This is a genomic window from Vibrio sp. 378 (assembly GCF_033339435.1).
In genome coordinates this window covers 1-24964 of the sequence record NZ_JAWOUO010000023.1, presented here as the reverse complement: position 1 = coordinate 24964, position 24964 = coordinate 1, and the positions used below count along the sequence as shown (strand labels likewise).

General features: G+C 52.1%; 34 protein-coding genes. 32 read left to right on the top strand and 2 right to left on the bottom strand.

Translation table 11 applies throughout. The annotated features are described in order from the left end of the window. Positions 1-3: 3 nt before the first annotated feature. Both R7Q48_RS22695 and R7Q48_RS22690 read right to left on the bottom strand, forming a co-directional pair. Positions 4-282, bottom strand: coding sequence for a hypothetical protein (locus R7Q48_RS22695; protein WP_129148073.1), 279 nt, complete (start codon positions 280-282; stop codon positions 4-6). Between the two features lie 151 nt (positions 283-433). Next, the gene (locus R7Q48_RS22690) at positions 434-1111 is read right to left on the bottom strand and encodes a helix-turn-helix domain-containing protein (protein ID WP_176311673.1); all 678 of its coding nucleotides are present in this window, start codon (positions 1109-1111) and stop codon (positions 434-436) included. A 216-nt stretch (positions 1112-1327) separates the two neighbouring features. Here R7Q48_RS22690 and R7Q48_RS22685 point away from each other — a divergent pair, with 216 nt between their 5' ends. The 32 genes from R7Q48_RS22685 (at position 1328) to R7Q48_RS22530 (ending at position 24842) form a co-directional block, all read left to right on the top strand. Next, positions 1328-1546 carry a hypothetical protein gene (locus R7Q48_RS22685; RefSeq protein ID WP_129148071.1) on the top strand — a complete coding sequence of 73 codons (219 nt, stop codon included), beginning with the start codon at positions 1328-1330 and terminating at the stop codon, positions 1544-1546. Between the two features lie 9 nt (positions 1547-1555). Next, positions 1556-1972, top strand: coding sequence for a hypothetical protein (locus R7Q48_RS22680; protein WP_129148070.1), 417 nt, complete (start codon positions 1556-1558; stop codon positions 1970-1972). 13 nt (positions 1973-1985) lie between these two features. Beyond that, positions 1986-2189 carry a hypothetical protein gene (locus R7Q48_RS22675; RefSeq protein ID WP_176311672.1) on the top strand — a complete coding sequence of 68 codons (204 nt, stop codon included), beginning with the start codon at positions 1986-1988 and terminating at the stop codon, positions 2187-2189. Continuing rightward, positions 2190-2576, top strand: coding sequence for a hypothetical protein (locus tag R7Q48_RS22670; protein WP_258484270.1), 387 nt, complete (start codon positions 2190-2192; stop codon positions 2574-2576). Between the two features lie 274 nt (positions 2577-2850). Continuing rightward, complete coding sequence (locus R7Q48_RS22665; protein WP_318132454.1) at positions 2851-3240, top strand: hypothetical protein; 390 nt, start codon at positions 2851-2853, stop codon at positions 3238-3240. A 13-nt stretch (positions 3241-3253) separates the two neighbouring features. Beyond that, positions 3254-3412 carry a PA3496 family putative envelope integrity protein gene (locus R7Q48_RS22660; protein WP_164977541.1) on the top strand — a complete coding sequence of 53 codons (159 nt, stop codon included), beginning with the start codon at positions 3254-3256 and terminating at the stop codon, positions 3410-3412. Positions 3413-3416: 4 nt separating this feature from the next. Next, entirely contained in the window at positions 3417-4685 is a 1269-nt protein-coding gene (locus R7Q48_RS22655; RefSeq protein WP_269635525.1) for a tyrosine-type recombinase/integrase, read from the top strand. A gap of 41 nt (positions 4686-4726) precedes the next feature. Next, positions 4727-5056, top strand: coding sequence for a hypothetical protein (locus tag R7Q48_RS22650; protein ID WP_222716974.1), 330 nt, complete (start codon positions 4727-4729; stop codon positions 5054-5056). Positions 5057-5106: 50 nt separating this feature from the next. Beyond that, positions 5107-5454: a hypothetical protein gene (locus R7Q48_RS22645; RefSeq protein ID WP_176311668.1), complete on the top strand. Its 348-nt coding sequence runs from the start codon at positions 5107-5109 to the stop codon at positions 5452-5454. A gap of 68 nt (positions 5455-5522) precedes the next feature. Further along, positions 5523-5879, top strand: a complete 357-nt coding sequence (locus R7Q48_RS22640) for a hypothetical protein (protein ID WP_176311667.1) — start codon at positions 5523-5525, stop codon at positions 5877-5879. Beyond that, entirely contained in the window at positions 5876-6595 is a 720-nt protein-coding gene (locus tag R7Q48_RS22635; protein ID WP_318132453.1) for a hypothetical protein, read from the top strand. Before R7Q48_RS22640 ends, R7Q48_RS22635 begins: the two co-directional genes overlap by 4 nt. Before the next feature lie 259 nt (positions 6596-6854). Then, positions 6855-7334, top strand: a complete 480-nt coding sequence (locus tag R7Q48_RS22630; RefSeq protein ID WP_206360156.1) for a lysozyme — start codon at positions 6855-6857, stop codon at positions 7332-7334. Then, positions 7331-7810, top strand: a complete 480-nt coding sequence (locus R7Q48_RS22625) for a lysis protein (protein ID WP_318132452.1) — start codon at positions 7331-7333, stop codon at positions 7808-7810. The genes R7Q48_RS22630 and R7Q48_RS22625 overlap by 4 nt, the downstream gene beginning before the upstream one ends. A 7-nt stretch (positions 7811-7817) precedes the next feature. Continuing rightward, positions 7818-8081 (top strand): HP1 family phage holin, encoded by a 264-nt coding sequence (locus R7Q48_RS22620; protein ID WP_129148060.1) that lies wholly within the window; start codon positions 7818-7820, stop codon positions 8079-8081. A 409-nt stretch (positions 8082-8490) separates the two neighbouring features. Next, positions 8491-9000: a DUF1441 family protein gene (locus tag R7Q48_RS22615; protein WP_129148059.1), complete on the top strand. Its 510-nt coding sequence runs from the start codon at positions 8491-8493 to the stop codon at positions 8998-9000. Then, the gene (locus R7Q48_RS22610) at positions 8994-11129 is read left to right on the top strand and encodes a phage terminase large subunit family protein (RefSeq protein ID WP_261803047.1); all 2136 of its coding nucleotides are present in this window, start codon (positions 8994-8996) and stop codon (positions 11127-11129) included. The genes R7Q48_RS22615 and R7Q48_RS22610 overlap by 7 nt, the downstream gene beginning before the upstream one ends. After that, positions 11120-11332 (top strand): hypothetical protein, encoded by a 213-nt coding sequence (locus R7Q48_RS22605; RefSeq protein ID WP_222716998.1) that lies wholly within the window; start codon positions 11120-11122, stop codon positions 11330-11332. The genes R7Q48_RS22610 and R7Q48_RS22605 overlap by 10 nt, the downstream gene beginning before the upstream one ends. Continuing rightward, entirely contained in the window at positions 11332-12879 is a 1548-nt protein-coding gene (locus R7Q48_RS22600; protein WP_176311663.1) for a phage portal protein, read from the top strand. Before R7Q48_RS22605 ends, R7Q48_RS22600 begins: the two co-directional genes overlap by 1 nt. Further along, positions 12785-14971, top strand: a complete 2187-nt coding sequence (locus R7Q48_RS22595; RefSeq protein WP_318132451.1) for a ClpP-like prohead protease/major capsid protein fusion protein — start codon at positions 12785-12787, stop codon at positions 14969-14971. The genes R7Q48_RS22600 and R7Q48_RS22595 overlap by 95 nt, the downstream gene beginning before the upstream one ends. Before the next feature lie 74 nt (positions 14972-15045). Continuing rightward, positions 15046-15363, top strand: a complete 318-nt coding sequence (locus tag R7Q48_RS22590) for a DUF2190 family protein (protein ID WP_318132450.1) — start codon at positions 15046-15048, stop codon at positions 15361-15363. Between the two features lie 10 nt (positions 15364-15373). Further along, on the top strand, positions 15374-15667 hold the full coding sequence (locus R7Q48_RS22585; RefSeq protein ID WP_129148055.1) for a hypothetical protein: 294 nt from the start codon (positions 15374-15376) through the stop codon (positions 15665-15667). 2 nt (positions 15668-15669) lie between these two features. Then, positions 15670-16275 (top strand): phage tail protein, encoded by a 606-nt coding sequence (locus tag R7Q48_RS22580; protein ID WP_318132449.1) that lies wholly within the window; start codon positions 15670-15672, stop codon positions 16273-16275. Positions 16276-16284: 9 nt separating this feature from the next. Beyond that, positions 16285-16683 (top strand): phage tail terminator protein, encoded by a 399-nt coding sequence (gpU, locus tag R7Q48_RS22575; protein ID WP_129148053.1) that lies wholly within the window; start codon positions 16285-16287, stop codon positions 16681-16683. A gap of 3 nt (positions 16684-16686) precedes the next feature. Next, the gene (locus R7Q48_RS22570) at positions 16687-17220 is read left to right on the top strand and encodes a phage tail tube protein (protein WP_258517183.1); all 534 of its coding nucleotides are present in this window, start codon (positions 16687-16689) and stop codon (positions 17218-17220) included. 50 nt (positions 17221-17270) lie between these two features. Continuing rightward, positions 17271-17693: a phage minor tail protein G gene (locus tag R7Q48_RS22565; protein ID WP_129148051.1), complete on the top strand. Its 423-nt coding sequence runs from the start codon at positions 17271-17273 to the stop codon at positions 17691-17693. A 20-nt stretch (positions 17694-17713) separates the two neighbouring features. After that, the gene (locus tag R7Q48_RS22560) at positions 17714-18028 is read left to right on the top strand and encodes a hypothetical protein (protein ID WP_318132448.1); all 315 of its coding nucleotides are present in this window, start codon (positions 17714-17716) and stop codon (positions 18026-18028) included. A 29-nt stretch (positions 18029-18057) separates the two neighbouring features. Then, a complete protein-coding gene (locus R7Q48_RS22555) occupies positions 18058-18315 on the top strand; it encodes a hypothetical protein (RefSeq protein ID WP_318132447.1) in 258 nt (85 codons plus the stop codon). 84 nt (positions 18316-18399) lie between these two features. Next, entirely contained in the window at positions 18400-20706 is a 2307-nt protein-coding gene (locus R7Q48_RS22550; RefSeq protein ID WP_318132446.1) for a phage tail length tape measure family protein, read from the top strand. Next, entirely contained in the window at positions 20706-21257 is a 552-nt protein-coding gene (locus R7Q48_RS22545) for a hypothetical protein (RefSeq protein ID WP_258484291.1), read from the top strand. Before R7Q48_RS22550 ends, R7Q48_RS22545 begins: the two co-directional genes overlap by 1 nt. Positions 21258-21269: 12 nt before the next feature. Further along, positions 21270-21722: a DUF1833 domain-containing protein gene (locus R7Q48_RS22540; RefSeq protein WP_258484290.1), complete on the top strand. Its 453-nt coding sequence runs from the start codon at positions 21270-21272 to the stop codon at positions 21720-21722. Continuing rightward, positions 21719-22126 (top strand): hypothetical protein, encoded by a 408-nt coding sequence (locus tag R7Q48_RS22535; RefSeq protein ID WP_258484289.1) that lies wholly within the window; start codon positions 21719-21721, stop codon positions 22124-22126. The genes R7Q48_RS22540 and R7Q48_RS22535 overlap by 4 nt, the downstream gene beginning before the upstream one ends. Continuing rightward, positions 22083-24842, top strand: coding sequence for a host specificity factor TipJ family phage tail protein (locus tag R7Q48_RS22530; RefSeq protein ID WP_318132445.1), 2760 nt, complete (start codon positions 22083-22085; stop codon positions 24840-24842). Before R7Q48_RS22535 ends, R7Q48_RS22530 begins: the two co-directional genes overlap by 44 nt. Positions 24843-24964: the final 122 nt, after the last annotated feature.

Genomic DNA, 24964 nt, shown 5'->3' with positions numbered 1-24964 from the left:
GCCTTAATCATTGTTCAGCAGATGCGACACCATTTTTAAGCCATGACAATGGAGTTCGAGCGCTTGCTGAGCCGCTTCAAGTGCGTGCTCGATTTGCTCGGCGGCGTCTGGGTGTGTTTCTCGGATGTCTTCCAGCGCATTGTTTTGCACTTCGCGGAAGTATGCAGGATAGGGCGTGAGGGCCATTTCAAGCTTTTTGAGAGCCACGGCACCTTGGCGCGTGGTCGGCAGTGAGCGTTGTGATTGATCGAGTATTGCAGCCAACGGATGATGTTTTGACATGGTTCCTTACCTTGGTTAAACGAACTGTGTTGGATAATATCACGAAATGTGTTGTTTGAAAGCAAAAAAAATAGTGACGTCACGCCACTATTCGCTATGAAATTGATTACATCTGGGTCGTTATATTGCCACAAATGTTGTTGTTATAGTGCTACAACTCGTCAAATCGAGGGCTACGAATGACTTTAAAAATGGTCCCGACCACTTCAAATTGTGCAAATTCGTCTTTTGAAAAAGTATGAGTTTCGTAATGGGTCGTATTATTTGGGTAAACGCGAAAAGATCCATCCATCTCTGGCTTAACCCATCGTATCCAAATTTGATTATTTTTATCTTTTAAACAAAAAATACCAAAAGACAAAGTTTCTATTTGTTCATTTTTTTGTTTTTTAATTATTATTATGTCGTTTTTAAAAAGATGGTCGGCCATTGAATTGTCTTTTATTTTTTCAATTAAAATGTCATCTTTTTTTAAATGGTGTCGGTCGAGCAATTCTGGCGATACCCCGTAGTCACCCAAGGGTGAGGCGCTGTCTTGCTTGGCGTTCTCGGTCATAGGCGGCACGATCAGTAAAGATTCGTTATTGCTGTTGCCTTTATTATCGCTAAAACAAGCGATGTAAGAAGGCGAAACATTATAAAAACTCGCGATGTTTTCAATAACGTCTAATTTGGGAATGCGTAGCGCGTTTTCATAGTTGGTATAACCCGATGGTGTTATTCCGATGGCTTTACCCACTTGATCACATGTCCACTTTCTACCGTCAGCAATTTCTTTTTCTTTTCTAAGTTCTCTTAACCGCTTTCCGAACTTTTCATTCCTATTCATCTCATTTACCTAACGCCTTGTTAAGGTGCCACGAACGCATCAAGTGGGCCTTAATAGTTGTTCTCTCATGTACTCAGGGCGTGAGCACTTCTTTCAAACGTCTAATACATAACTTTACCACAAAACGATCGACTTACCACACAAACCGTGATTGTAAACAACACATTTCGGGAGTATAATTCTCCCGAATCGTGTTAAACAAGGAGACGCCGTCGTATGACTTACCAGGAATGGGTGGACAAAGTTGGATACTCAAAAGCGCAAGCGCTGACCGGATTCGCCGAGTCGACGCTGAGCATGTGGTACAACTTCCACCGCTTCCCGCGTCCGTGCTCACTGGTGGTGATTTTGGATAAAGCCGGTGGTTTGTTGGATCTCGAACGTTGGGTTCGTGAGTTCAATGACCATAAGCAAAAATCATCCACCGAAGCGTAGGAGGTCGGGATGTTGATCATGGTGATTCAAGGTTCGGAAGGTCGTGTGAGAGATTCAGTACTTACTCAGCTAGCTCATTTAAAACAACCCAAGGTGGTAACCATTGATGTCGGTTTTGTGGCCTCACCGGATGAGCGTGTGGCGCGCCTGAAATTGCTGCTGCACCGCTCTCGCCAGGTCTTGAACGTGGTGATTGGAGCCAACTCAAAGGAGGAAATTGCTTTTTTACGCGCTAAGCATGCGCTGTTTTGCAATCTACATCGTCATTTCCCTAACCACTTATTGAACGTGGAGGGGGCGATTGATCGCGCGGATGTGTTGATTTCGCCGAACTTCGTCAGTGACGACGACGTGATTGTGTTGCGCCCAGATGAGGCGTTTTCTGAGTGTGTGTTACGCAGTAAGTTTCGACGTCACGTGGCATAGGAGGAGTTGAGTAATGTCCACAAAATTTTTAGTGACCAATGAAAAGGAAGCCGAAGACCTATTAAAGCTGAACTTTCGCACTAAGCCGATCGCCGCAGGGCGCGATCCGCTGACCGGATGGCGTTTTTGGTACATCAAAGGCAAGCGCGTGGTGATGAAGGCCAATGGCACCCAAACGGCCAATGGCATGAAGCAGTATTTGGTGACGGTGGAGTAAATGGCCACACCTCGCAAAGCAATCGACACCCTGATGGAGATGTGGGCGCGTTGGGTCCACCTTGGCGGGGTGATGCCGCAAAGCGCGTCATTGATGGAAGTGATGATCGCCAACAAAGGCGTGATGAGCTTTAGCAACGGCGGCAAGAAAGGCCCCGTGATTGATAGCGTGGAGGCGGACATCGAGGCCGCTTTGATGAGGTTGGCCGAAAAAAAGCCCGTCGTGGCCAAAGTGGTGCGCGTCCATTATGGCGCGCTCCGATTGCGCGGCGTGGCCCCCGATGCAGACCAAGCCACGATCGCGTTGGCGATGGGCCTGAGTCTCAGAACGTACCGCCGCTATTTGGCACAGGGGCGGGACCATATTAAACACAGCCTGGGGTGTTAGCTATGAAGTTGAATAGTTGGGAAATAAAACGCGCTTTGGCGATTCCTAAAGGTGGAAAAAAGTGTTGGTTCTGGCACCGATGGGAATCCGTTTTTTTTAATAACCACACCCACTATGAGCGGTGCATAGACTGCTCTGCCAGGAAGGTGACTCAAGACGTTGGAGGGTTTCAGCCCATCAATTGGCCTTGGGTTTTAGGGGAAACCGACAACGTTCACCTTCATATGAACGTCGATTATCGAAAATCAATTGGTTTTCATCCACCAAAGACGAAGTGAAACATCAACGCAAAGGTAAACGTAAACGCATGGATACCACACTAGACATCAGCAATCGAATTACGGTGATTTGTCACCGCCAACAAACCACGACCATCGAGTCGATGCTGCGTGCGATTTATGGGCATGGGTTGGTAAAAATTGACTACAGCCATGTCCCTGGCAAGCCGTTTGTCAGAATGGAATTTTCGGCTTCTGAGCATTTCAGATTGCAAACCAATCTCAACCCGCTTGATCCAGTGGAAGAAACAGAGAAAACCGTCGCCACTATGATGGCAAGCAGTTATCGAACTGGGCCCAAGGCGGATCATCACCAAGCGGTTCAATCCATCACGCTCGCGCAATCGGTCAAGAACAAGTTGATCGCGTGGCTATCGAAAGACTAAAGGAGACTTTGCCATGGAAAGCCTGTTTACCATTCAACCAAAGCGCACCCCTGACCACGTTTTGAACCGTCGCAACATTAAGCCGGACCAAAGCAAAGTGGCCTTGCGTCGCCGTTTGGAACAAATCGAAGAAGAACGCCGCCTGGCGGAGCAGTTTGACTATTTGAAGTAATGCCATGACCACCAAGCGATTGAAGATCACCGACGCCGCCATCAAACGCCACCTCGACAGTGAGGTGGTCACCCGTTTGAGCGACAGCCGTTACCGTTTGGAGTTGCGTTTCTGGAAAAATCGAGACCCGAACCTGGGCGCCGTGGCGTCATGGTGGTTCATTGATAAGCGAAAAGCCAACGGTCGTGACGGTAAAGCGGTGTGGGAGAAGTTGGGCACTTGGCCGCAGCTGACCACCGAGGCACTGATCAAGCAAATGCCGCACAAGTTGGCCATGCAAGCCACAGGGCAACACACCACCGTCAGTGATTGGCACACCTTTGGCGATTGCTTGCGTTGGTACTTAGACCATGTGGCCACCTCACGCCAAGTCACGAAGACCCGTCGCAGTACGGTCAAATCGGTGATCACTAACCACTTGCTACCCGCGCTCGATACCGTGCCATTAATCGGCGTGAAAAAGCACCAAATCAAGACCTTGGTGGTGTGGCCATTGCAACAAGCCTATGCGCTGCGCACCGTGAAAAGCTATTTCGCCATTTTAAAGGCCGCGTTCATGCAAGCCGCCAGTGAAGAGTTGCTGACCCACAATCCGATGTCGACCATGGTGTTCAGTGACTTCATTAAAACCAAGATCCACAAGAAAGAAGGCCGTTTGCATCCGCCGATGGTGGCGCCGCTGTTCGACACGCTGCAAACCGTCAGCTGGACCGAGCGCATGTTGGTGTTGCTGCAATTGGGCCATGGTACGCGGATCAGCGAAACCCGTTTGGCCCGTTGGTGTCACATCGATTGGCAAGAACGCGTGTGGCGCTTACCTGCCAGTCACACCAAAACCCGTGAAGCGCTGCACTTGCCACTGACCGACCAAATGATCGCGCTGCTCAAAGCCTATCAAGCCACGCAGCCCGAGGGCACGTTGGTGTTGTTTCCGCACCATGACATCAAAAAACCGATGACCAAGGACCCCGCCAACGCCATCTATCAAAAAGTCAGTCATAACGCGTGGACCAGTCACGATTGCCGTAAGTTGGCCCGTTCCCGCTTGGCTGACCTCGGTGTGGATAAATTCGTGGGTGAACGCTTGCTCAACCATAAGTTGTCCGACTTGGACCAGGCGTACATTCACACCACCACGGAAAACCTCAAACGTGAGGCCCTAGAGACGTATCACGCCTGGCTCGACGACCAAGGCTTTTTTATTTTCCACGGGAAGACAGTGGGAAGATCGAAAAAACAACATCAGGCCATTGAGGCCGCAGGGTGGCTGTGATCAACCCCTGATCCGGCGATTTAAACGATAGGAGAATCGATATGACCATTCAAGCAGCCGAAATTCAACGTGATGACTTTGGATATTGGACCCATCCAGAGCTCCCAGAGTGGGATGAAAGCACCCAAATTGATGAGATTGATGCCTGGTTTGCATCGAACGGCCTGACCTATTTCGTCAGTTACCTCGAAAACGGCGATGACGAGGTGGCGGAGGCGAAATATTACGAAGAAAACGATCCAGACATCTCTGGATGGCACCCAAAACCACCCCAAGACGGCGCCTTTTTGCTGTCCATTCACGACACGGAAAACGGCCCCGTGGCGATTTGGGCAGTGCATGGTGATCAGTCGACGCCGCCATCCGCTTAAATTCAACAGTAACAACGTAAACGCAACGCATTGAAAATAAAGAGGTTCACATGATTATTCAAACCCTAAAACTACCTGCCCCTGAGAGTGGCGCGACCATGTTGCGCGCTTTGGCGATTGGTTATGCCCAATTAGGCCGCAAAACCTTGCTGGTTCTGCCTTCAAGCGAGGCTGCGAAAGAGGTGGTGAAACGTCACGGCAATGCTGTTGGCTTTGATTTGTTGTACGCCAGACAGGCGCTTTCGGCATGGAAAAAGGGCATGTTATTGGACTATGACTGCATCTTGGTGGATGAAATCAGTCAGGCCATGACGGCAGAGGGCAATTTGTGGGACATCCTCATCCATGCCAGTGGCCGTTCTGACACGGTCTTGGTGGGCAGCGATACCCAAGCTTAATTCGACGTCTCACGATGGGCCCAGTCGTGAGATGGACGCAAACGCACGGGCAATGGGAAGCGTGAGAAATGAAAAATACCCCGAACAAACACACAGAGAACGTAAGTCCTGAAGCCCTTCGCAAGCGCCAAGAGCGTGAACGCAAACGCAACGCAGGCATGATGGATAAAACCGTGACCTTGTCACAAGCTCGTCAAGCGCAATTGGATGAGGTGTTGGATTACATGGGCGTCGACAGCTTTCAACGTTTGGCAATCCTGCTGCTCGATGCGCAATACCAAAAAGTGGTGGCGCACAAGCAGCGCCATCAATGCTGTGGTAAGTGTGGCGACCCGTATCGCCCTGGCGGTTCGTGTGTGTTTGAGGGGGACTATCGTTGTCAATACACCCATCAAGGCCAACGCCACAAGGAGTTATTACCATGAGATTGAGTCACAAACGTAAATTACTGCACAAAAAAGGCATCCCGCAGCGTGCGTGGATAGGGCGTAAAAATCGCGAGTTCTTGCGCAGGCATGCGAAGGTGAACTTTGCGGCCGTGAATGGTGTGCACGGCAACTTTAAATACGGTAAGGAAGGTTATAAGAGTGTGCGAGATAACTTCTTTGCTCGTGCGATATTGCGCCGTAAAAAACGCACGGGTGAGATTGTTTTTAATGTGCGTGAAATGATGTTGAGAGGGCTCAATCGCTCCATTAAAAATCAGTTCGTTGAGCTTCAACTTCGAAATATCGGTTCGCCGTTTTTCAGCCCTGAAGCCGCCTCGAATTTGGCGGCGCTAGACCCGCTAAAAGAACCAACCCGATTGCATTACCAGATTCCCGTCTTTAAGGACGAGATTAGTCAGTTCGACATGCCGGATGAAGTGGAGCCGTTGTTGTCGATGCTCCCGCCTCGTGAACAGACTTACAAGTCTGTGGTCGTGATGGGGCCAACCCGTATAAGAAAAACCCATATGGCGCACGAAGCTGTGTTGAACGAGCGTCTTGTTGTATCTCAAACCGCTCTCGCTGAGAAAGCGAAAGAGTTTGGCAAGGAAGGAGAGGATACGATGACGGGATTCTCGAAAGCGCTGATGCAATTAGGTTGCACGATAAAAGGCAAGCTGTCATCGATTTTTAAGAAAAATCGCTCATTGTGACGCGTCACACTCTCTTTTTTTGTTATCAATAACACATAAAGTGTTATTTTGTCCCGATTGGTGTTGTAAAGCTTGGCATTTTGGATTACCTTTTTTGCCATTGTGGTGTTGGTGTAGCTGAGCTGACCTCACAATACTTCTCACGACACTTCCCAACAGTGACCCCAAAAGCCCCAGTCCCTCTTCTGGGGCTTTTTTTTATTCAAATTTCCGTAACTCGGCCTGTCTTTGGTCGCTCTCATCTTTCATAGGTAATGTGATGAACAAAATATCTGCAAGAGTGATGGCGGCCATTAGTGCCGCGTCTATATCCATTGCTGGCACCATGTTGGTTGATCTCGAAGGGGTGGAATACACGCCTTACTACGATGTGGCTGGGGTGCTAACGGTGTGCTATGGCCACACTGGTCCCGACATCGTGCTCGATAAGGTCTACACCGAGCAAGAGTGTCGCGCTTTACTCGATACCGATTTAAAGCGCATCGCTAATCAAATCGACAAACACATCACCGTGACCCCATCGGTGACACAACGTGCTGGTCTTTACTCGTTCGCTTACAACGTGGGCGCGGGAGCGTTCATTCGTTCCACGCTGCTGAAGAAGTTGAATGCCGGTGACTTTATTGGCGCGTGTGATGAGATGCATCGTTGGGTGTTCGCCGCAGGCAAGAAGTGGAAAGGCTTGATGAATCGCCGTGAAGTTGAGGTCGCCGTGTGCGGCTATGCGAGCGGCACATGAAGCTAAAAGGTATCGGCTTGCTTGCTTTGGTGTTTATGAGTGCGGCGCTGTTGATTCTCCAAAACAAACTGGAAACCACGCAGCAATCGCTCACCGAAGCCAACCAAACGATTGAGGCCAAACAGGCCACGATTGATTCGATGAAGCTGCAAAACCAAAAGGTCGCAGCGCTATCCCAAAAAAAGCAACAGGATCTGAACGATGCGAAAGCAGAGATTGAGCGCCTTGAGCGTGATGTTGACGCTGGCCGTCAGCGGTTGCGCCTCAACGCCCGTTGTCCCTCAGTGCCCACAGACTCCGGCACCGCCAGCGTGGATGATGAATCCGCCCCCCGACTTACAAGAGACGCTGAACGAGCTTATTTCCGTCTCCGAGAACAACACGCCCTAGTAACTCAGCAACTAACCGGCTTGCAGGAATACATCCGAGCATTGCCCGCTGAGTGTATTGCCAACGAACTCGTTCCGGCGAGGTAACCAGACTATGAACCCAGAGCTTATGGATAAATCAGTTACAACATCAAGTTACATCGCCAGCTTAGCCACTGCCATTGGTGGCTTCTTCTCAATGTCTAATCTCGCGTTATTGATTGGCATTGTGACCACGTTGGTTTTGTTCGTGATGCAGTACCGATTGTATAAGCGCCGCGGTGAACAAGACCGCATCAAGGCGAAACAAGATGCTGAGTACCACGCCGCGCGAATGGAGGCGTTGGACTCTGGTAAGTCTGAGTGTTCCAGCTGCTAAGCGCTGGCGCTCTCACGTGTGATGGCGACGTATCCCGCACGGGTCCAGTAAGGAAGGGATAAGTAAGAAGGTGGCAACTCTTAACGCATCAGTTAGCCAAACCAAACGAATGACACGGCCGCTGGGTGCCTCAACCCAGCACTAACAATGGCGCTCCGGCAAGCAATGACACGGCATCGGGCTCAAAGCCTACGCGAAAGCGACTATCGCCACCCTGCCGAGCGCCGCCACATCAACGGGTCCTCCTGAACCCCACTTCGTCTCTCCACGGGGTGGGGGCGCGGAAAAACACATTTTTTTGCATTTACTAGGAGAGCAGCACCATCCATTGCTGAGCCCAGTAAACACGGGGCTTCTGAGTTGATCACCCTGATCAACGAAAGCCAGAAACTAGATCCTTTGTTCGCCTATGTCCGATATTTCAAAAATTTCGACCGCCTTCGAGTGGTCGATCAGCAAGATGGCGGAAGCGTTTGGCATGAGTCGAAACACCGTTTCGAAGCGATTGCGAGCAAAGAACGTTCCGGCCAGTGGTCAAGTGAAAGGCAGTAAGGTCTATCACTTGAAAGACGCCGCGCCAGCGTTGTTCGAATCCGATGGCATGGGGTCGGGGAATGAACATAACCCCGATGACATGCCGCCGGACATGCGCAAGGCGTGGTTCCAGTCTGAAAACGAGCGGGTCAAGTTAGAGAAAACACTTGGCCAATTATGCGAAGCCCACGACGTGGCTCGGGAAATGGCCTTGATGGCCAAGTCAACGATCCAAGTATTGGAAACGTTGCCCGACATCCTAGAGCGCGATTGTGGTTTACAGCCTCAACAAGTCTCCAAGGTGCAAGCCTACATCGATGACTTGCGAGATCAGTTAGCGCTGACGGTCAGCGCCGCCAGTGAAGAGGAAAGCGAAACATGTTAGCCCCAGCCTCGGCCATACGTCGAGATGTGGCCAATCTGTTTCAAGCGCCCAATCGAATGCCGGTCGCCGAGGCCGTTGAGAAATACATGCGCGTGCCACTGGGTGGCGGCAACTCCGTCGCGTGGGACCCTGGCATTACCCCTTACATTGTCGAGCCAATGAACTGCCTCACCAGTCGAGAATACGACGCGGTGATCTTTGTTGGTCCTGCCCGAACGGGTAAAACCGTGGGCTTGGTTGATGGGTGGGCGGTGTACACCATTGTGTGCGATCCGTCCGACATGCTCATTGTGCAGTTGACCGAAGACAAAGCGCGCGAATATTCGCGTAAGCGTTTGGATCGTGCCTTTCGTGCCAGCCCTCATGTGGTTGAGCGCTTGAGCCCTCGCGCCAACGACAACAACGTACACGACAAAGTGTTCAAGGCGGGGAACTACCTCAAACTCGGTTGGCCGTCGGTCAACATCATGTCGTCCTCGGATTATCGCTTTGTGGCGATCACCGATTACGACCGTTGGCCAGACGACATCGATGGCGAGGGCGATGGCTTCTCGCTGGGTTCAAAGCGAACCACCACCTTCATGAGCTCGGGTATGACACTGGCCGAAAGTTCGCCAGGCAAAGACGTGCGCGATCTGAAATGGAAACCAAACAGCCCTCATGAGGCGCCGCCAACCACGGGCATCTTGTCGCTGTATAACCGCGGCGATCGTCGTCGTTGGTATTGGCCGTGCCCAAATCCGAAGTGTGGCGAGGCATTTCAACCCAACCTCGACAACATGACCGGCTATCACGACATCCCTGATCTGGTGTTGGCCAGTGAAGCGGCGCACATGACGTGTCCGCATTGCGACCAGGTCATTGAAGCCAAAGACAAACGCGATATCAATAACCGCGGCTTTTGGCTCAAAGAGGGTCAGCGTTGGAATGCCCAAACCCAAAGCATCGAAGGCGAAGGGCGTCGCAGCCGTTTCGCCACGTTCTGGATGGAAGGTCCGGCCGCGGGTTACCAAACGTGGTCGCAATTGGTTTACAAGCTGCTGTCGGCCGAACAGGAATACGACCGCACGGGCAGCGAAGAAACCTTGAGAACGGTGATCAACACCGACTGGGGTTTGCCTTATACCCCGAAAGCCGCCAATGACCAGCGCCAAAGCGAAGAGTTAATGGCGCGCGCGGAAATGTGGCACCGCCGAACTGTACCGGAAGGGGTGCGTTTCTTGGTGGCCGCGGTCGACGTTCAGGCGGGTAAAAACCGCCGCTTCGTGGTGCAGATCATGGGGTACGGCGAAAACGGCGAACGGTGGGTGATCGATCGGTTCAACATCAAACAAAGCCTACGCATGGATGACGATGGCGTCTCGATGCAAATCGAACCAGGCGCGTATCCTGAAGATTGGCACATCTTAATTGATGACGTTCTCAACCGAACTTATGCGCTCAGTGACGACTCCGGTCGCACCATGCGCGTCATGGCCATGGCCGTCGACCACGGCGGTGAAGATGGTGTGTCCGACAACGCTTATAAGTTTTGGCGCCACTGTCGAAAACTGCGTTTGAGCAAACGGGTGTACCTGTTCAAAGGCGATTCGCACAAACGTCAAAAGACCATCTCCAAGTTCAAGCCAGACAACACCGGACGCTCGGACCGAAAAGCCCAAGCGCGCGGTGACGTTCCGCTGTACTTGCTGCAAACCGATGAACTCAAAGACCGTGTGGCCACTTGCCTCAAGCGTGAGTTACCAGGGCCGAACTACATTCACTTTCCACGTTGGTTAGGTGAGTGGTTCTACGATGAGCTGACTTACGAAGAGCGTGGCGCCGATGGCAAATGGCGCAAACCAGGTAAGGGCGACAACGAAGCCTTTGACTTGATCTGCTACTGCCACGCCGTGGCCATGTTGCGCGGGTACGAAAAAATCAACTGGGACAACCCCAAACCATGGGCCAGCACTTGGGACAGCAACCCCGAGGTGTATTGGCCTGATCAACAACCATCAACCCCGAGCGCGGCCACGCCGCCAAAATCCAAGCCAAAGCCACGTTCAGAAACGCCTCAAGCGTCTGAGCCGCCGCGTAATTCTTGGGTATCGGGCAACAACGGAAGCGGAGGCGGAGGGTGGCTTTAAGCAAAGCAACTGTACAACAAATGCTAAACGCCTGTGTTCAGGCGGAATTGGCGGTTCTTGAAGGAAAAACCGTCACCTTCGGTGGTCGCAGTGTTGCGATGGAAGGGCTCGGCGAAATCCGCAAAGCGCGTCAAGAGTGGGAGCGAAAGCTAAGTGTGCTTAATCGTCGCCGCTCGGGGCCGAAAATCGCGAGGTTTGGCTAATGAACTACCTAGAAAAAGGCATCGCCGCAGTCGCTCCGCAGTGGGCAGCCAAGCGCATGCGAGCCAAAGCTCAAATTCAATTATATGAAGCCGCCATGCCCACGCACTTGCGCAAAAACAAGAGTGAGCGCCGCAGCGGTAATCAGGCTGTTGGCTCTAGTGGTCAAACCTTGCGTGAGCAAGCTCGGTACTTAGATGAAAACCACGACATGGTGATCGGCATCTTCGATAAGCTTGAAGAGCGCATCGTTGGGGCCGAAGGGATCATGGTCGAGCCTCAACCCCTCAATACAAAAGGTCAGGTACACCAAGAGTTTGCCAACGAGCTGCGACGCCGCTGGGCGTCATGGTCGCTCAAGCCAGAAGTGACGGGGATGTATTCTCGCCCCGAACTCGAACGGCTTGTGCTGCGCACCGGTGTGCGTGATGGCGAATGTTTTGGTCAGTTAGTGCGTGGTCATGTGGCGGGGTTAAAACACCCCAACCCCAATGGCACCCAGTTCTCGATTGAAGCGTTAGAGCCGGACTTTGTCCCGATTAAGGATGACTTGTCGGATAAGGTTCGACAAGGGATACAAGTGAATGCGTGGGGCCAGCCAACAGGTTACAAAGTGCTCTATCAGCATCCCTCAGATCAAGCGGGGTTTGCGTTTAAAACCAAAACCGTATCCGCTGAGAACATGCTGCATTTGGCGTTTCGTCGCCGCTTGCACCAGTTGCGAGGTGTGACCTTAATTCACGGCATCATCAACCGTCTGAACGACATCAAAGACTATGAAGAAGCCGAGCGCGTCGCCGCCCGAATTGCCGCCTGTCTTGGTTTCTACATCAAGAAAAACAACGTCGAGCCCGATGAACTCGACGATTACTCATCGCCGGACAAGCGCACCCATGTCGATATCGCCCCTGGCATGGTCTACGACGATCTTCAGCCAGGTGAAGATTTGGGCATGGTGTCGTCCAATCGCCCGAACGTGCATTTGTCGGAGTTTCGCAATGGTCAAGTGCGCATGGTGGCCGCGGGGTCGCGTTCGCAATACTCCAGCGTGGCTCGTGATTACAACGGCACCTATTCCGCTCAGCGTCAAGAGCTAGTCGAAAGCTGGGAAGGCTTCGCCGTGATGCAAAACTGGTTTGTCAGTTCGTGGTCCCGTCCGGTGTACCGCGCGTGGCTGGAAATGGAAATGCTCAATGGCTTGGTCGTTCCTGCTGACCTCGATATGAAAACCCTATTCGATGCCGTGTATCTCGCCCCAGTGATGCCTTGGATCAACCCTGTTCATGAAACCACCGCTTGGAAAGAGCGCGTCAAAGGCGGCGCCGCTTCAACCGCGCAATGGATTCGTGCTGGGAATAAGAATCCGGTGGAAACCTGGCGTCAGATTGCGGATGAACGCAAGTACTTCCGAGACAACGATTTGGAGTTCGATACGTTAACCAAAGGAGAAAACAGTGACCAAACCCAACCGAAGCCCGACCCTAACGAAGACGATGACGAGTCTGGCCGCCGCAATCCAGACGACCCAGACGGCACCTTCGAAGCCTGAGACGTTGTTCGGATCGGTATTTGCCATGGCCGCCGTCACCAATGAGCCTCCCGTCAATGAAAGTTGGTATCGCATCGTCGCGTCCACCAATGAAAACGTCGAGATTTACATCTACGACGAGATTGGCGGTTGGGGCATTACTGCTAAGCAATTTGCTCGCGATCTGAAATCACGGGGCGACGTTCGCAACATTGTGTTGCGCATTCATAGCCCTGGCGGGGATGTGTTTGAGGGCATGGCGATATACAACCTGCTCAGCCAACACCCCGCGTATATCACCGTGTACATCGATGGGCTTGCCGCGTCGATGGCCTCAGTGATCGCCATGGTGGGCGACATGGTCATTATCCCAACCAATGCGGGGATCATGGTGCACAAACCATGGGGTATCCAAGGTGGTGATGCAGACGACATGCGTCGTTATGCGGATCTGCTCGATAAAGTCGAAGACTCATTAGTCTCGGCGTACACCAAAAAAACAGGCAAAACGGCAGACGAAATCAAAACGTTGCTCGATGCCGAGACGTGGATGTTCGGCCAAGAAGCCGTCGACATGGGCTTTGCTGACACCGTTGCGGAACCGTTACAGGCCGCCGCTTGCTTAAACTCTAAACGCTTACAGGAATTTCATAACATGCCTGATTCACTGAAAACCTTTTTGAATCCGCGCGGCAATGCGAACAACCCAGCTCCAACGCCAGCGCCGACACCAAGCCCTGCACCAACGCCAACCCCGTCGGCACAGGTGCCTGAGCCAACCCCGACCCCAACGCCGCAGCCACAACCGACGCCATCTGCGGGTGTAGACCTTGGGCAAATTCAAGCTCGTAACCATGCGATCCGTGATCTGTTTGCCAACTTCGGTGGTCGCCATCAAGACCTCATGAACGAAGCCTTAATGGACGTATCCATGACCGTCGATCAGGTCAAAGATAAGTTGTTGGCCAAGTTAGGCGAAGGCACCACGCCAAGCCCTACCCCAAGTGCGAGCGCACACATCTTCGCGGACAACGGCAACATTGTCGGTGATGGCATGCGAGCGGCCTTGATGGCGCGTTGTGGTCACAAGGCCGATGGAGTCGAGGCCAAAGACAACCCATATGTGGGCATGACGCTACGTGAGCTGGCGCGTATGGCACTGACCGAACGCGGTGTCGGTGTAGCAGGTGTCGGCGCGATGAATATTGCAGGCATGGCCTTTACGCATTCCAGTTCTGACTTCGGCAACATCTTGCTGGATGTGGCCAACAAGTCGGTGCTGGCAGGTTGGGAAGGTGCGACCGAAACCTTCGACAAGTGGACCTACAAAGGCCAGCTGTCTGACTTTAAACCAGCGGCTCGTATTGGTTTAGATTCGTTCCAGTCATTGCGTGAAGTGCGTTCAGGCGCTGAATACAAATACATCACTGTGGGTGACCGAGCGGAAACCATCGCCCTGGCAACCTACGGCGAACTGTTCTCGATTGACCGTCAAACCATTATCAACGATGACCTGCAAATGTTGCTCGATATTCCAATGATGATGGGTGAGGCCGCGAAGGCGACCATCGGTGATCTGGTGTACGGCGTACTAACCGGATCGGTCAAGATGAGTGATGGTAAGTCATTGTTCCACGCTGACCACAAGAACATGTACGACGCATCACAGGGCATGTCGATTGAGGCGCTAAGTGGTGCACGTCAGAAGATGGTGTCGCAAACGGCCGCAGGTGGTAAGCGCAAGCTCAATATTCGCCCTGGTTTCGTTCTGACACCGACGTCGGTTGAGTTGACTGCTCGTCAGATCATTCAGTCTCAATCAGTGCGTGGGGCCGATGCAAACTCTGGTATCGCCAACCCGCTGCAAAACTTTGCGGAAGTGATTGGTGAGCCACGTCTAGATGATCAAGCCACCTTAGATTGGTACTTGGCGGCGGCGAAAGGTCGCGACACCATCGAGGTTGCATACCTAGATGGTGTAGAAACGCCATACATTGAGCATCAACAAGGCTTTACGGTTGATGGTGTGACTACCAAAGTGCGCATCGATGCCGGTGTTTCTCCACGTGATTACCGCGGCCTAGTGAAATCGAAAGGCACAGCCCCAGCGTAATCATCCCTTGATGTTTAACGTCATTCTCGTTCATTAGCCGCCTTCGGGCGGCGTTTTTATTAGGAATAACCACCATGGCAAAGAACAAAATTGAAGATGGCCAAACCATCGACTTTACCGCCGCAACGGCTCACAAAAGTGGCGATTTGATTGAAGTCGGCGCCCTCGCCGTTGTCGTGCATCAAAATGTAGAAGCTGGCGAACCTGGCGTGGGTCATGTCGAAGGCGTCTGGTCGCTGCCGAAATCAACAGCGATCGCGATTGCACAGGGCGAAGCGGTGTACATCAAGAACGCTGTGATCAGTAAAGACAACACGGGCGTTTATGCAGGTAAAGCCTGGGAGTCGAAAGACGCGGCCGACGACGAGATTGCCGTTCGCATCAACTTCTAAGGAGTGGTGAATGTCGACATTTTCTCGCCTGAAAGGGCGCTTAGACCGCATAGCGTTTGACCGTCTCTCTGATGGTGACGCGGTCATCGATGGCGTGACGATTGCGGTGATGTACGACAAGGCCAGTTTCCAATTTGGTGAAAGCCGAGGCACGGAAAGGGTGATCACCATCTCGCAAGTATTGGCGGATGAAAAAGGGTTAAAACCGAACTCTGGCAGCCGAGTAACCTGGAATGGGAAAACCTCGGCGCTCGCGCATCCGCCTTTCTATGAAGATGGTCAAATCAAACTGGTGTTGAGATGAGCATGATCCATCAACGCGCCCCGATGGGGGCGCAAATTCAAACCGCGATTAAAAAGCTTGAGGCCGTGAAGAAGTCGGCTGTTCCCGCCGCGACCGCACGCTCGATCAATGCGGTGGGCGTGATATCTGAGCGCCAAACCGCTCGCGATGTCTCGAAAAGCGAAAAAATCAAACAGCGCTCGATACGTCAGCGCATCAACCCGATCAGAAAAGCCAAACCCAGTGATCCCAAACGCCGCGTTCGAGTCAAGCGACACGACATGGCCGTGGCTGCTGTGGGTAAACCAAGGCAGACGAAAAAAGGCGTCTCTGTGCGTCACCATCGTTTTCCTGGTGCGTTTGTGGCGGATGGCTCCAAAGGCTTTGGTAAGTACATCAAAAGCCAGCATCGCCATGGCAAAGACAAGGCTTACCATCCAACCAAGCTCAGTTCTGAACAGGTGTTAGAGCGTACTGGTCGCAGTCGTCATCCATTGGAAGTGGTCACCATTCCAGTGCATGAGCCATTAACTCGGGCTTATGAGCGCAACGTTCGTCGGGCTTACAACCAAAACATGGCCCCCGAAATGACCCGAAACCTTGCCAAAGAAATGGCCAAAATTCGTTAAAGGTAAAGCATGGAAAATAACATCAAAGTGCGCGAGCTGGTACGCGATCACCTTAAAGCGTCGCTGCCAGTCGGCATGGTTGAGCACTTTTTCGATACCTGGCTGATGATCGATGCCGATGAAGAAACCCCCGCCGTGATGGTGTATCTCGATGACGGCGATTTGAGTACCGAGTACCTGGACCAAGGCGAAAAGTACGATGGCGTATTGGTGGTGTCGATTTACTTAGGTTCCGCATCGCATGACCGAGATTTGGATGTCATCGGCGAAGCCGTGAAGGAGGCGATGCCATTGGGCTTTCGTTTGCCTGGTGTCGCTCGTTTCTATCGCACGGGTTTTAACTATGAACGCAGTGATACGGGCGCGTACCGAGCACTGCATTTAAATCACAGCTACAAATGGGAGTAACCAATGGCAGCTACATACGGCATGATCCCCGTTGCGGGAAAGGGCAACTCGGTGTGGGTTTTGAAAAAAGCCGCCACCATCGAACAGGCCATCACTGCGGGGGAGCAAGATGATGTGAACTGGGATAAGGCGGGTTATGTGTCAGGCATCACGCCTGTGAACATGACCAAAGAGGTCAATACCGAAACCTACCTTGATAGTGAAGACGGTTATGCGAAAAAGTCCACTGGACAGAATGATGCTGGCGATCTGAGTTTTCAGTTGGGCTATGCACCAGGTCAGCCCGTGCAAAAGCGTTTGGTCGATATTTACGACGTCGCCAACGGCGAAAAAGAAAAAAATTGGTATCGCATTAAGTCGCCAACCGAAGATCCAGAACAGTTTGTCGTGAACATCTTCTACGGTCCAATCAGTAGTTTGGGTGTGCCAAGCGCCATCGAGAACTCGACGGACATGAAACGCGATGTCACCGTCGCTGTCGAAGGTCGTCCGAAACTTGCCGAAGATTTTCTTCACGCCGCTGAGCCAGCGGCTTAAACCTTAGTTAATGTCTGAGCCGCCCACATGGGCGGCCTAGAGGGGAACGTATGAATTTTCTCAACACCTTGCCTCTTCAAGTTGGCAAGGAATCGTTCATCATCAGTGAGTTTACGGCACTCGATCGCTTGCATGATTTGAAATACGAAACAGAGCTTCCGAAAATGGTCCCGCCAAAAGAAGATGCGCTTGAGAAAGAAAAGATTGAGTATGGTTTATATCGTGAAGAAACCGTGCTTGATCAGGTTTCACACTCCATTGCACTCTCGTTAGCACACAGCCATAGCGGTGATGATGCTTGTAAGGCTCCATATGACCATGTCTTATACCTACAAAATATGATTAAGTCTCAGTGGCCAAATCGCAAGGTCAATGAGGCATATGAAAAGCTAAAAGTTCTTAACGATCCGAACTTCGAGCCCGAAGAAGACGACCAGGCACCGAAAGAACCTCCAACGCCGGAAAAGTCTTAGCCGCCGCTTGGGACTTTGCCATGGACTTGGCCACCGAACATCGATGCGCCAGTCCGACACGGATGTTGGCCGAGATGCCTCTTTCTGATTATTGGCGCTGGATGAAGCGTCGTCGCAAGAAAGGGTTGAACCACAGCAATCAAGAAATGCTGTTACAGCTGCTTAATGCCAACGTATTAAACGCGTCAGGACGTTATCAAAACACCTTGACCGCGGAAGACTTCAGTTTGACGCAGAAACCGAAAGCCGCCGCTCAGGAAGGCTTAGGTCAATCAGTGTTAACCCAGATGCTGAGTGAGCGTGCGTCGCTGTCCTTTCCGCCAACGGCAGAGTAAACTGCATCATGATCAATATAGGAGTGATTATGAACAAGGTAATGATTGATTTGATGCGCGGATGTTTGCTGGTTTTGGTGATCATCCTCGTCGGTGGCGGCGGTCTGGTTGGCTATTCCTTTGTGGCCAACCCTTATACGGGCATATTAGTCAAAGTCATGGTGGTGGGGTTTGGTGCTTTATTTGGGCTGATCTTGGCCAGTATCGTGACAGGGATTTGTTACTTGCTGCTCAACATCAATGACAACCTCGAAAAGCTCGCCACAGGCTCGGCCGAAGAGTCATAACACCGTTCACTAATCAATACAGAAAACCACGCTTCGGCGTGGTTTTTTTATGGGAGTCGTATGGCTAAACAAAAAGTCGCAGACTTGGTCGCCACCCTCGATGCAGAAACGGCGCAGCTAGACAAAAAAGTCGGCCAAAGCCAGAAGAAACTCAAAGATTACGGGTCCCAAGCGAACAAGGCGGAAAAAGACAACAAAGGGCTATCCCACAGCTTTAAAGATGCGGCGGGTAGTGCCTCTCAATTGCCTGGTCCATTGGGTAACATCGGCGGTCAAGTCGATGGCATGGTGGGCACGGTCAAGAGTTTGGGCTTTGCGTGGACCGCCGTTGGCGGCAGTGTCGCAGTGGCCATTGGTGCTATTTCGGCAGGTTTGCCCGTTCTGGCCGAAACCGAACGTCGATTATTGCAACAAGAGCAGCTTATCAAAGCCACCGGTTACTCCAGTGGCTACACCGCCAAACAACTCGATGAAATGGCGCGCTCTGTTGCCATGGCCACTTTAACCAGTACGCAAGAAGCCAGTAAAGCCATTGGGGTGTTGCTGACGTTCCGCTCGATTATGAACGATCAGAACAACACCTTTGAGCGTACTGTTTATCTCGCGCAAGACATGGCCAGCGTCATGGGTGGGGATATTACCAGTGCGGCCAAGCAGCTGGGTAAGGCATTAGAAATGCCCTCGACGGGCATGAGCGCGTTAAAAGAGTCGGGCGTTTCCTTCACTCAATCCCAGATCGACATGGTGAAAGCCATGGAAGAAACGGGTCGCATTGCCGATGCTCAAGCGTTCATCTTGAACGAACTGGATAACCAGATTGGCGGGGCCGCAGGTGCCGAAGCCGGTGGCTTAATTGGTACGGCCGATACGCTTGGCCAGACCTGGGAAGAATTGCTGGAAACCATGGCGGACAAAAGCGGCTCGATGTTCGTCGCTAAAACCACCATGGAGGGCTTGATTAACATCGCCAAGGACTTGAAAGGGTTGATTGACCCTGAGCCATTGGTGGAGTTTAACGAGCTATTTAAAGAGCGTGTCGAGCTTGAAGACCGCTTGCGTAACATGGGTGACTATAACGACCTGCCGTCGCTTTCTTTCGGAGATACCAAATCCGATTGGTTCAACGTGCAGCGCCGCTTGCAAGAAGTCACCGATCGCATGAAGCAGCTTCAGGAAGAGTACAAGCAAGAAGCGATGGCGCAAAAGGAGGCGCAAGATCGAGCCGAGCAAGCCGCCGCCGATCGTCAAAAGCAACGTGACGAAGAAAAGGCCGCTCGGGATAAAAAGCTCAAAGATGAACAAGCCGCCCGCGACCAAAAGCGCATTCAGGACCGCGAAAAACGCGCCACCGAAGCCGCCGAACGCGAACGGGCTCGTGACCAAGAGCAAACCGATGCGTGGTTGGTAGAGCTTGAACGCCGCAACATGAGCGAGATGGAATTGCTCAATGCCAAGTACATGGATGAAGCCATGAAACTGGCGGAGAAGAAGCAAAACGAGCTGATCACCGAAGAGCAGTTCCAAGAATCACTCCAAGAAATCCAACAGTTTTACGCTGACCAGCGTAAAGAAATGCTGCAAAAAGAACTCGAAGAGCGCGAAGAAGAGCAAAAAGGCTTCTGGGACCGCTATTACGAGTCGATGCAAGAGTCCTCAGCCAACACCGATGAGTTGTGGCGTCAAACGTTCGACAACTTCACCACGGGTTTTGGTAACGCGTTCGCCTCGGCGATCATGGACAGCGAAAGCGCGGGAGATGCGTTTAAGAACATGGCCAAAGGCATGGCGCAATCCATGTTGGCTGCTCTAGGTAAGATCATGGCGCAGCGCTTGGTGATGTGGGCGCTAGAAAAAACGCTGATGAAAAGCGAAGCGGCCAGCGAAGTTGCGCGCGTTACCTCTGAGGGTACGTCTGCCTCGATTTTGTCTGGGATTCATGCCTACAGCTCAACCGCAGCGATCCCTGTGGTTGGTCCTGCATTGGCACCTGCCGCTGCGGGTGCGGCCGTAGCTGCTACAGCACCCATGGTGGCTTCTGCCGCGGCAGCGGCTTCAACTGGCTTTGCCGGTGCATTTGATAACGGCGGTTACATTCCCGCAGGGCAGTGGGGTATCACTGGTGAGTATGGTCCTGAGATCACGCTCGGGCCTAGTCACATTGTTGGCCGTAAGCAAACCATGTCGATGTTGCAACAAGCAACCAGTGGGAGTGGTGCGGAGGCCAAACAGCCCTGGAACATCATTATTCATGAGGCACCGCCTGGCACTCACACGGAAGTTGATGATGAAACCAAAACGGTGCGGATCATGATGAAAGATGCCAAAGAAGGTGGACCTTACTTTAGTTACATTTCACAAACGCTCGGCGTGAAGCCAGGAGGGTATAAATAATGGCCAAAGCTCCCGCAGAGGTGTTGGAAAGCCTAAACCCCAACATTCTCCTTTACCCTTGCGAATACTTCGATAATGGCATTTTACCCTTGCCGATCACTCGGGCGTACAAGTACCGAAATGGCAAGACGGTGATCCATTCAGAGATGGATTTGGGGCTATCTACGGCGCGCCGTCGTGCGCGCATCGCCCCGACCAAATTTACCTTACCGTTTCTTTTTTCTGGTGAGCAGAAAGAGGTTTTTGAAAGCTGGGTGTTTAACGAGCTTGAAGCCTCGGAGAACTGGTTTTACATGCCGCTGCGAACAGGTGATTACGATCTGGAAGTGCACAAATGCCAGTTTCTCGAAACGCCAGGGGAAGGGGCTGATTTCAAACTTGAACGATGCTTGCCAGGCTTTGGTTCTATCTGGTCGCTGAGCATTCCGGTGCAAACGTTTCGGGCCAGACGACTGGAGCGTTACACCGCCCGAGTGCTTACTCGTGATTCACTCACTGGTATCGAAAGAGCCGCCCAAGCTGCGCATGGTTCACTGTTCAAACTGCCCTAATCGAGGTCTATTTTGATTATCTCTACACTGGAATTTCAACACCCCACGTTGCCAGGTGGGGCGTTGCGTTATGTCAAAGATGGCGTGGACTTTTACGGCGCCATCGAGACAGGGGAATGGGTGTGGTTTGAAGCGGGGCAATTTGCCTTTCAGTTACCCGATAAGGCGACCAAAGGTCAAGAAGCGCTAACCGTGGCCGCTCCCAATACCAACTTAACCTTGGCCAAATCCATTGACACCGCTAAACGGCATGAGCCGATTGTGCCGGTGATCAGTATCTATCGTGAATACGACCCCGACGACCCCAGTCAGCCGCGTAATAAGCGCATTCGCTTGACGATGTCCTCGGCAAAAATCGACACCATGACGGTCACGCTAACCAACACCTGGAAGGACTTGACCAATCGTCGATTTATGCGCCGCATTTACAACACTCAAACGCATCCAGGATTGAAGTATTTATGATTGCCTATTTCAAAGCCTTACCGGATGGCCATTTTCCGATTGATGGTTGTGCGTTGTTGGTTCGAGAGGCTTGGCAGCGCTTGTATCAATTGGACGACCTGCCAATCCATACCGACCGTTTTGTCACCCCTGACTTGGCCGCGGCGCTTATCGATGACTATCAAGATCACTTAGTGGCGCCGATCGCCAAGCCTGAGCATGGCTGCATGGTGGTCGCCAGTAGCCAAAATAAATGGCATTGCGGCGTCTTTACCACCGAGCAAATGCCTGGTTATGTCATCCATACCATAGGCCAAGTCGTCAAAGTTGAATCTTTAAACCAATTCCGTCGCCGATTCGATACTGTGGAGTTTTATCGTCATGTCGCACATCGTCCACTTTCACCATCCGATACGAAAGGATAAACGGTCTGTTCATTCGGTTGAGCCAGGCACTCGCCTTCGGGATTGGTTGGCTCGCCATTTTCCTGATCAATCCTTCCACGTCACACTGAACTTTGAAAAGTTGGATGATCTCGATGTCGAGATGGGTCCGACGGACGTTGTCAGTATTCGCCCCAAGATTGGTTTTGGTACAGAATGGTTGATTTACGCGGCGTTAGCGTTGTCGGCCGTCTCTGTGGTGTACACGTTCACCAATATGCCGGATGGACCAGGCAACCAAAACACCAAGCAAGCCAGCTCGGTTTACAACTACAACAGCCAAGGAAACAAACCTAAACTGGGTAACCCCGTGCCGGTTCGTTATGGTCGTATGCCTCACTATCCTGACATCATTGCGCCGGATTGGTGGGAATACGAAAACAACGAGCAGTATTACTATCAATCCTTTTCTCAAGGTATTGGCAAGTTCCTTTACCATAAGCACGTGATCGGTGAAACCGTCATCGATGACGCGAATCCCGACATCGAGGTTCGCACCTACCTTCCTGGTGAAGTGGTGGATCACTTCCATCACATTGTCTGGACCTCGAAAGAGGTCGGTTCGTCCGATGGGCAAGGCGGCTTAAAACTCGATGGCGTGACCTCAAACTGGGTCGCCGAAACCAGCAGCAACGAAGCGCGTTTTCGTGGCAAGGTGGTCGAGCTGTGGTCCAACTACAGCATTCACACGGGCAATGGTGATTACACCTCGACCTTGCGACGCGATAAGTGGCCATGGGACGCAGGGCAGCATGTCGTGATCACATCGAGCTCGCAAGATAGCTTGGTGTTTGAAGGGAATATCCATTTTCATGATATGGGCGACGATGGCGATGTTATCGACCCTGAAGAACTCCCCGACGAAATTGAAAACCCACTCGGCTGGGGTACGTTGGCGCACAATGACCGCATCGTGATCACCGGCGCGGGTGTGAACTCAGGTACATTTATCGTCACGGCCTTTCGCCCAGGTAATCGCATTCGAGTCAAAACCGATGGCGGCACCGAAGTGACCCGATTTGAGCCGATGGCCAACGTTTATGTGCGCATTTACGAGGCCGTAGGCAATGATGGCACGTATGTGTGTAAAGACAGCCATGGCACCTTGGCCTTGGTGGATTCTTCGACTTTAGAAGAGATTGCCGATTGGTCTGGCTTCACCACGATTGATAGCCCGAGTGCTCAAATATCCGTTTTAGAGCGCGATCGAGAAGCGGAGTGGATAGGTAATTTTCTTTGCGTGCCAAGTGATGCGACCGCGCTCGATGTGGGACTGGATTTTATCTTTCCTCGTGGCTTGGGAACGCTCAATAAAAACGGCGACATCAATGCTCGAACGTGTGAATGGCAAGTTCGTGTCCGTCCTGAAGGGACGAACCAGGCTTACCAAACGCATAAACTGACGCTAACCAAGGGAGACAACACCCCGCAGCGGATCACTGTATGGCTGAAAGAGGCGATGGGGCTTACGCCTGGTCGTTGGGAGGTGGGTTGTCGCCGGATCAGTACCGTCACCAATTCCACCAAAGTCTTTGATGAGGTGCAGTGGATGGGGCTGAAATCGGTTCTGCAAGAGAACTATCAGAATAATGAAGAGTCCATCATTACGCTGAAAATCAAAGCGACCAACTCCCTCAGTCAACAAGCCAACAGCCAATACTGGAATGATTCCACGCGCATCCTGCCCGTTCGTCAAGACGATGGGCAATATACCGAGCAGCCTTCCCGCTCGATCGCGGATGCGGTGATCGATGCCTGTCGCAATGATGTGTATGGTGCAGGGTTAGAGGAGGACGCTATCGATATCGATACCTTTCTGGCCTACCGCGACAAGTGGACCACACGCGATGATTTTTGCGATGGCCTCTTCGACCAGCCCACCGCGTTTTGGGCGGCCATTGGTAAGATCCTAGAGACGGGGCGTTCTTATCCGCGCATCGAGCTTGGAGCTGTCAGTATGTGGCGCGATGAGCCCAGAGAGACGCTGTGCAAGCCGTATTCGCCCGTGAACATGACGCCAGACAGCTTTTCTGTGGACATAGGGTTGCCAGAAGATGGCGATTATGACGGCATCGAGGTCGAGTGGTTCAACCCTCAGTCACGCAAATCGGAGACATTGCTGTGTACTTTGCCAGGACAAGATGGCTACAACCCTAAACAGGTCAAATTGGAGTTTGTGACCACAGAGGCGCACGCCAGGCGAGAAGGGTTGTTTAAAGCCGCTGAGCAAGCGTACCGCCGCACTAACGTTAACTTTACCACCGACATGGATGGGTGGGAGTCAAACTATGGTGACGTGGTTCCTGTCGCGCATGATTCGGTCAGCTGGGGCCAGTTTGGCCAAGTGATCGAAACGCTCAACGCGGAAAATGGCTCTCAATACCTTCAGTTAACCGGCTTGTTAACCTGGGAGGAAGGCAAGCAGCATTACATCATGTTTAACCGCGGTAATGAGGGCGTGCACGGTCCGTATCGAGTCGAGCAAACCGATGCACCAGACATTGTCATTTTGCTGGATAAGCCCACCGAACCTGTTTATGCCGTGGGTGAAAAGGGGCAGAAAACCAGCGAGTACATGTTTGGCCAAGCGGACAAGATGTACAAGAAACTCATTCTTACCAAAGTAAAGCAGAAAGGCGAGTTCGAGGTGGGATGCGCCGCTGTCGAAGACGATCCTCGCATGGAAGCCTACGCCTAACCATCAATCAAAATAATCACTCATGCCTAGCCCTCGCGCTGGGCTTTTTTATGAGGTTAAACCATGACTCAAAACATCGAGCAACGTACCGAAGTCGCGGTGACAAGGTATGAGGGGGCAAG

What these genes read in the sequence shown, in the direction of transcription:
- R7Q48_RS22640 (WP_176311667.1), top strand. Translation starts at nt 5,523, where the DNA reads ATGAAAAATACCCCGAACAAACACACAGAGAACGTAAGTCCTGAAGCC.
- R7Q48_RS22615 (WP_129148059.1), top strand. Translation starts at nt 8,491, where the DNA reads ATGTCCGATATTTCAAAAATTTCGACCGCCTTCGAGTGGTCGATCAGC.
- R7Q48_RS22645 (WP_176311668.1), top strand. Translation starts at nt 5,107, where the DNA reads ATGATTATTCAAACCCTAAAACTACCTGCCCCTGAGAGTGGCGCGACC.
- gpU (WP_129148053.1), top strand. Translation starts at nt 16,285, where the DNA reads ATGGAAAATAACATCAAAGTGCGCGAGCTGGTACGCGATCACCTTAAA.
- R7Q48_RS22565 (WP_129148051.1), top strand. Translation starts at nt 17,271, where the DNA reads ATGAATTTTCTCAACACCTTGCCTCTTCAAGTTGGCAAGGAATCGTTC.
- R7Q48_RS22560 (WP_318132448.1), top strand. Translation starts at nt 17,714, where the DNA reads ATGGACTTGGCCACCGAACATCGATGCGCCAGTCCGACACGGATGTTG.
- R7Q48_RS22655 (WP_269635525.1), top strand. Translation starts at nt 3,417, where the DNA reads ATGACCACCAAGCGATTGAAGATCACCGACGCCGCCATCAAACGCCAC.
- R7Q48_RS22695 (WP_129148073.1), bottom strand. Translation starts at nt 282, where the DNA reads ATGTCAAAACATCATCCGTTGGCTGCAATACTCGATCAATCACAACGC.
- R7Q48_RS22585 (WP_129148055.1), top strand. Translation starts at nt 15,374, where the DNA reads ATGTCGACATTTTCTCGCCTGAAAGGGCGCTTAGACCGCATAGCGTTT.
- R7Q48_RS22670 (WP_258484270.1), top strand. Translation starts at nt 2,190, where the DNA reads ATGGCCACACCTCGCAAAGCAATCGACACCCTGATGGAGATGTGGGCG.
- R7Q48_RS22630 (WP_206360156.1), top strand. Translation starts at nt 6,855, where the DNA reads ATGAACAAAATATCTGCAAGAGTGATGGCGGCCATTAGTGCCGCGTCT.
- R7Q48_RS22545 (WP_258484291.1), top strand. Translation starts at nt 20,706, where the DNA reads ATGGCCAAAGCTCCCGCAGAGGTGTTGGAAAGCCTAAACCCCAACATT.
- R7Q48_RS22680 (WP_129148070.1), top strand. Translation starts at nt 1,556, where the DNA reads ATGTTGATCATGGTGATTCAAGGTTCGGAAGGTCGTGTGAGAGATTCA.
- R7Q48_RS22660 (WP_164977541.1), top strand. Translation starts at nt 3,254, where the DNA reads ATGGAAAGCCTGTTTACCATTCAACCAAAGCGCACCCCTGACCACGTT.
- R7Q48_RS22620 (WP_129148060.1), top strand. Translation starts at nt 7,818, where the DNA reads ATGAACCCAGAGCTTATGGATAAATCAGTTACAACATCAAGTTACATC.
- R7Q48_RS22650 (WP_222716974.1), top strand. Translation starts at nt 4,727, where the DNA reads ATGACCATTCAAGCAGCCGAAATTCAACGTGATGACTTTGGATATTGG.
- R7Q48_RS22555 (WP_318132447.1), top strand. Translation starts at nt 18,058, where the DNA reads ATGAACAAGGTAATGATTGATTTGATGCGCGGATGTTTGCTGGTTTTG.
- R7Q48_RS22530 (WP_318132445.1), top strand. Translation starts at nt 22,083, where the DNA reads ATGTCGCACATCGTCCACTTTCACCATCCGATACGAAAGGATAAACGG.
- R7Q48_RS22535 (WP_258484289.1), top strand. Translation starts at nt 21,719, where the DNA reads ATGATTGCCTATTTCAAAGCCTTACCGGATGGCCATTTTCCGATTGAT.
- R7Q48_RS22635 (WP_318132453.1), top strand. Translation starts at nt 5,876, where the DNA reads ATGAGATTGAGTCACAAACGTAAATTACTGCACAAAAAAGGCATCCCG.
- R7Q48_RS22675 (WP_176311672.1), top strand. Translation starts at nt 1,986, where the DNA reads ATGTCCACAAAATTTTTAGTGACCAATGAAAAGGAAGCCGAAGACCTA.
- R7Q48_RS22600 (WP_176311663.1), top strand. Translation starts at nt 11,332, where the DNA reads ATGAACTACCTAGAAAAAGGCATCGCCGCAGTCGCTCCGCAGTGGGCA.
- R7Q48_RS22690 (WP_176311673.1), bottom strand. Translation starts at nt 1,111, where the DNA reads ATGAATAGGAATGAAAAGTTCGGAAAGCGGTTAAGAGAACTTAGAAAA.
- R7Q48_RS22625 (WP_318132452.1), top strand. Translation starts at nt 7,331, where the DNA reads ATGAAGCTAAAAGGTATCGGCTTGCTTGCTTTGGTGTTTATGAGTGCG.
- R7Q48_RS22570 (WP_258517183.1), top strand. Translation starts at nt 16,687, where the DNA reads ATGGCAGCTACATACGGCATGATCCCCGTTGCGGGAAAGGGCAACTCG.
- R7Q48_RS22590 (WP_318132450.1), top strand. Translation starts at nt 15,046, where the DNA reads ATGGCAAAGAACAAAATTGAAGATGGCCAAACCATCGACTTTACCGCC.
- R7Q48_RS22610 (WP_261803047.1), top strand. Translation starts at nt 8,994, where the DNA reads ATGTTAGCCCCAGCCTCGGCCATACGTCGAGATGTGGCCAATCTGTTT.
- R7Q48_RS22580 (WP_318132449.1), top strand. Translation starts at nt 15,670, where the DNA reads ATGATCCATCAACGCGCCCCGATGGGGGCGCAAATTCAAACCGCGATT.
- R7Q48_RS22685 (WP_129148071.1), top strand. Translation starts at nt 1,328, where the DNA reads ATGACTTACCAGGAATGGGTGGACAAAGTTGGATACTCAAAAGCGCAA.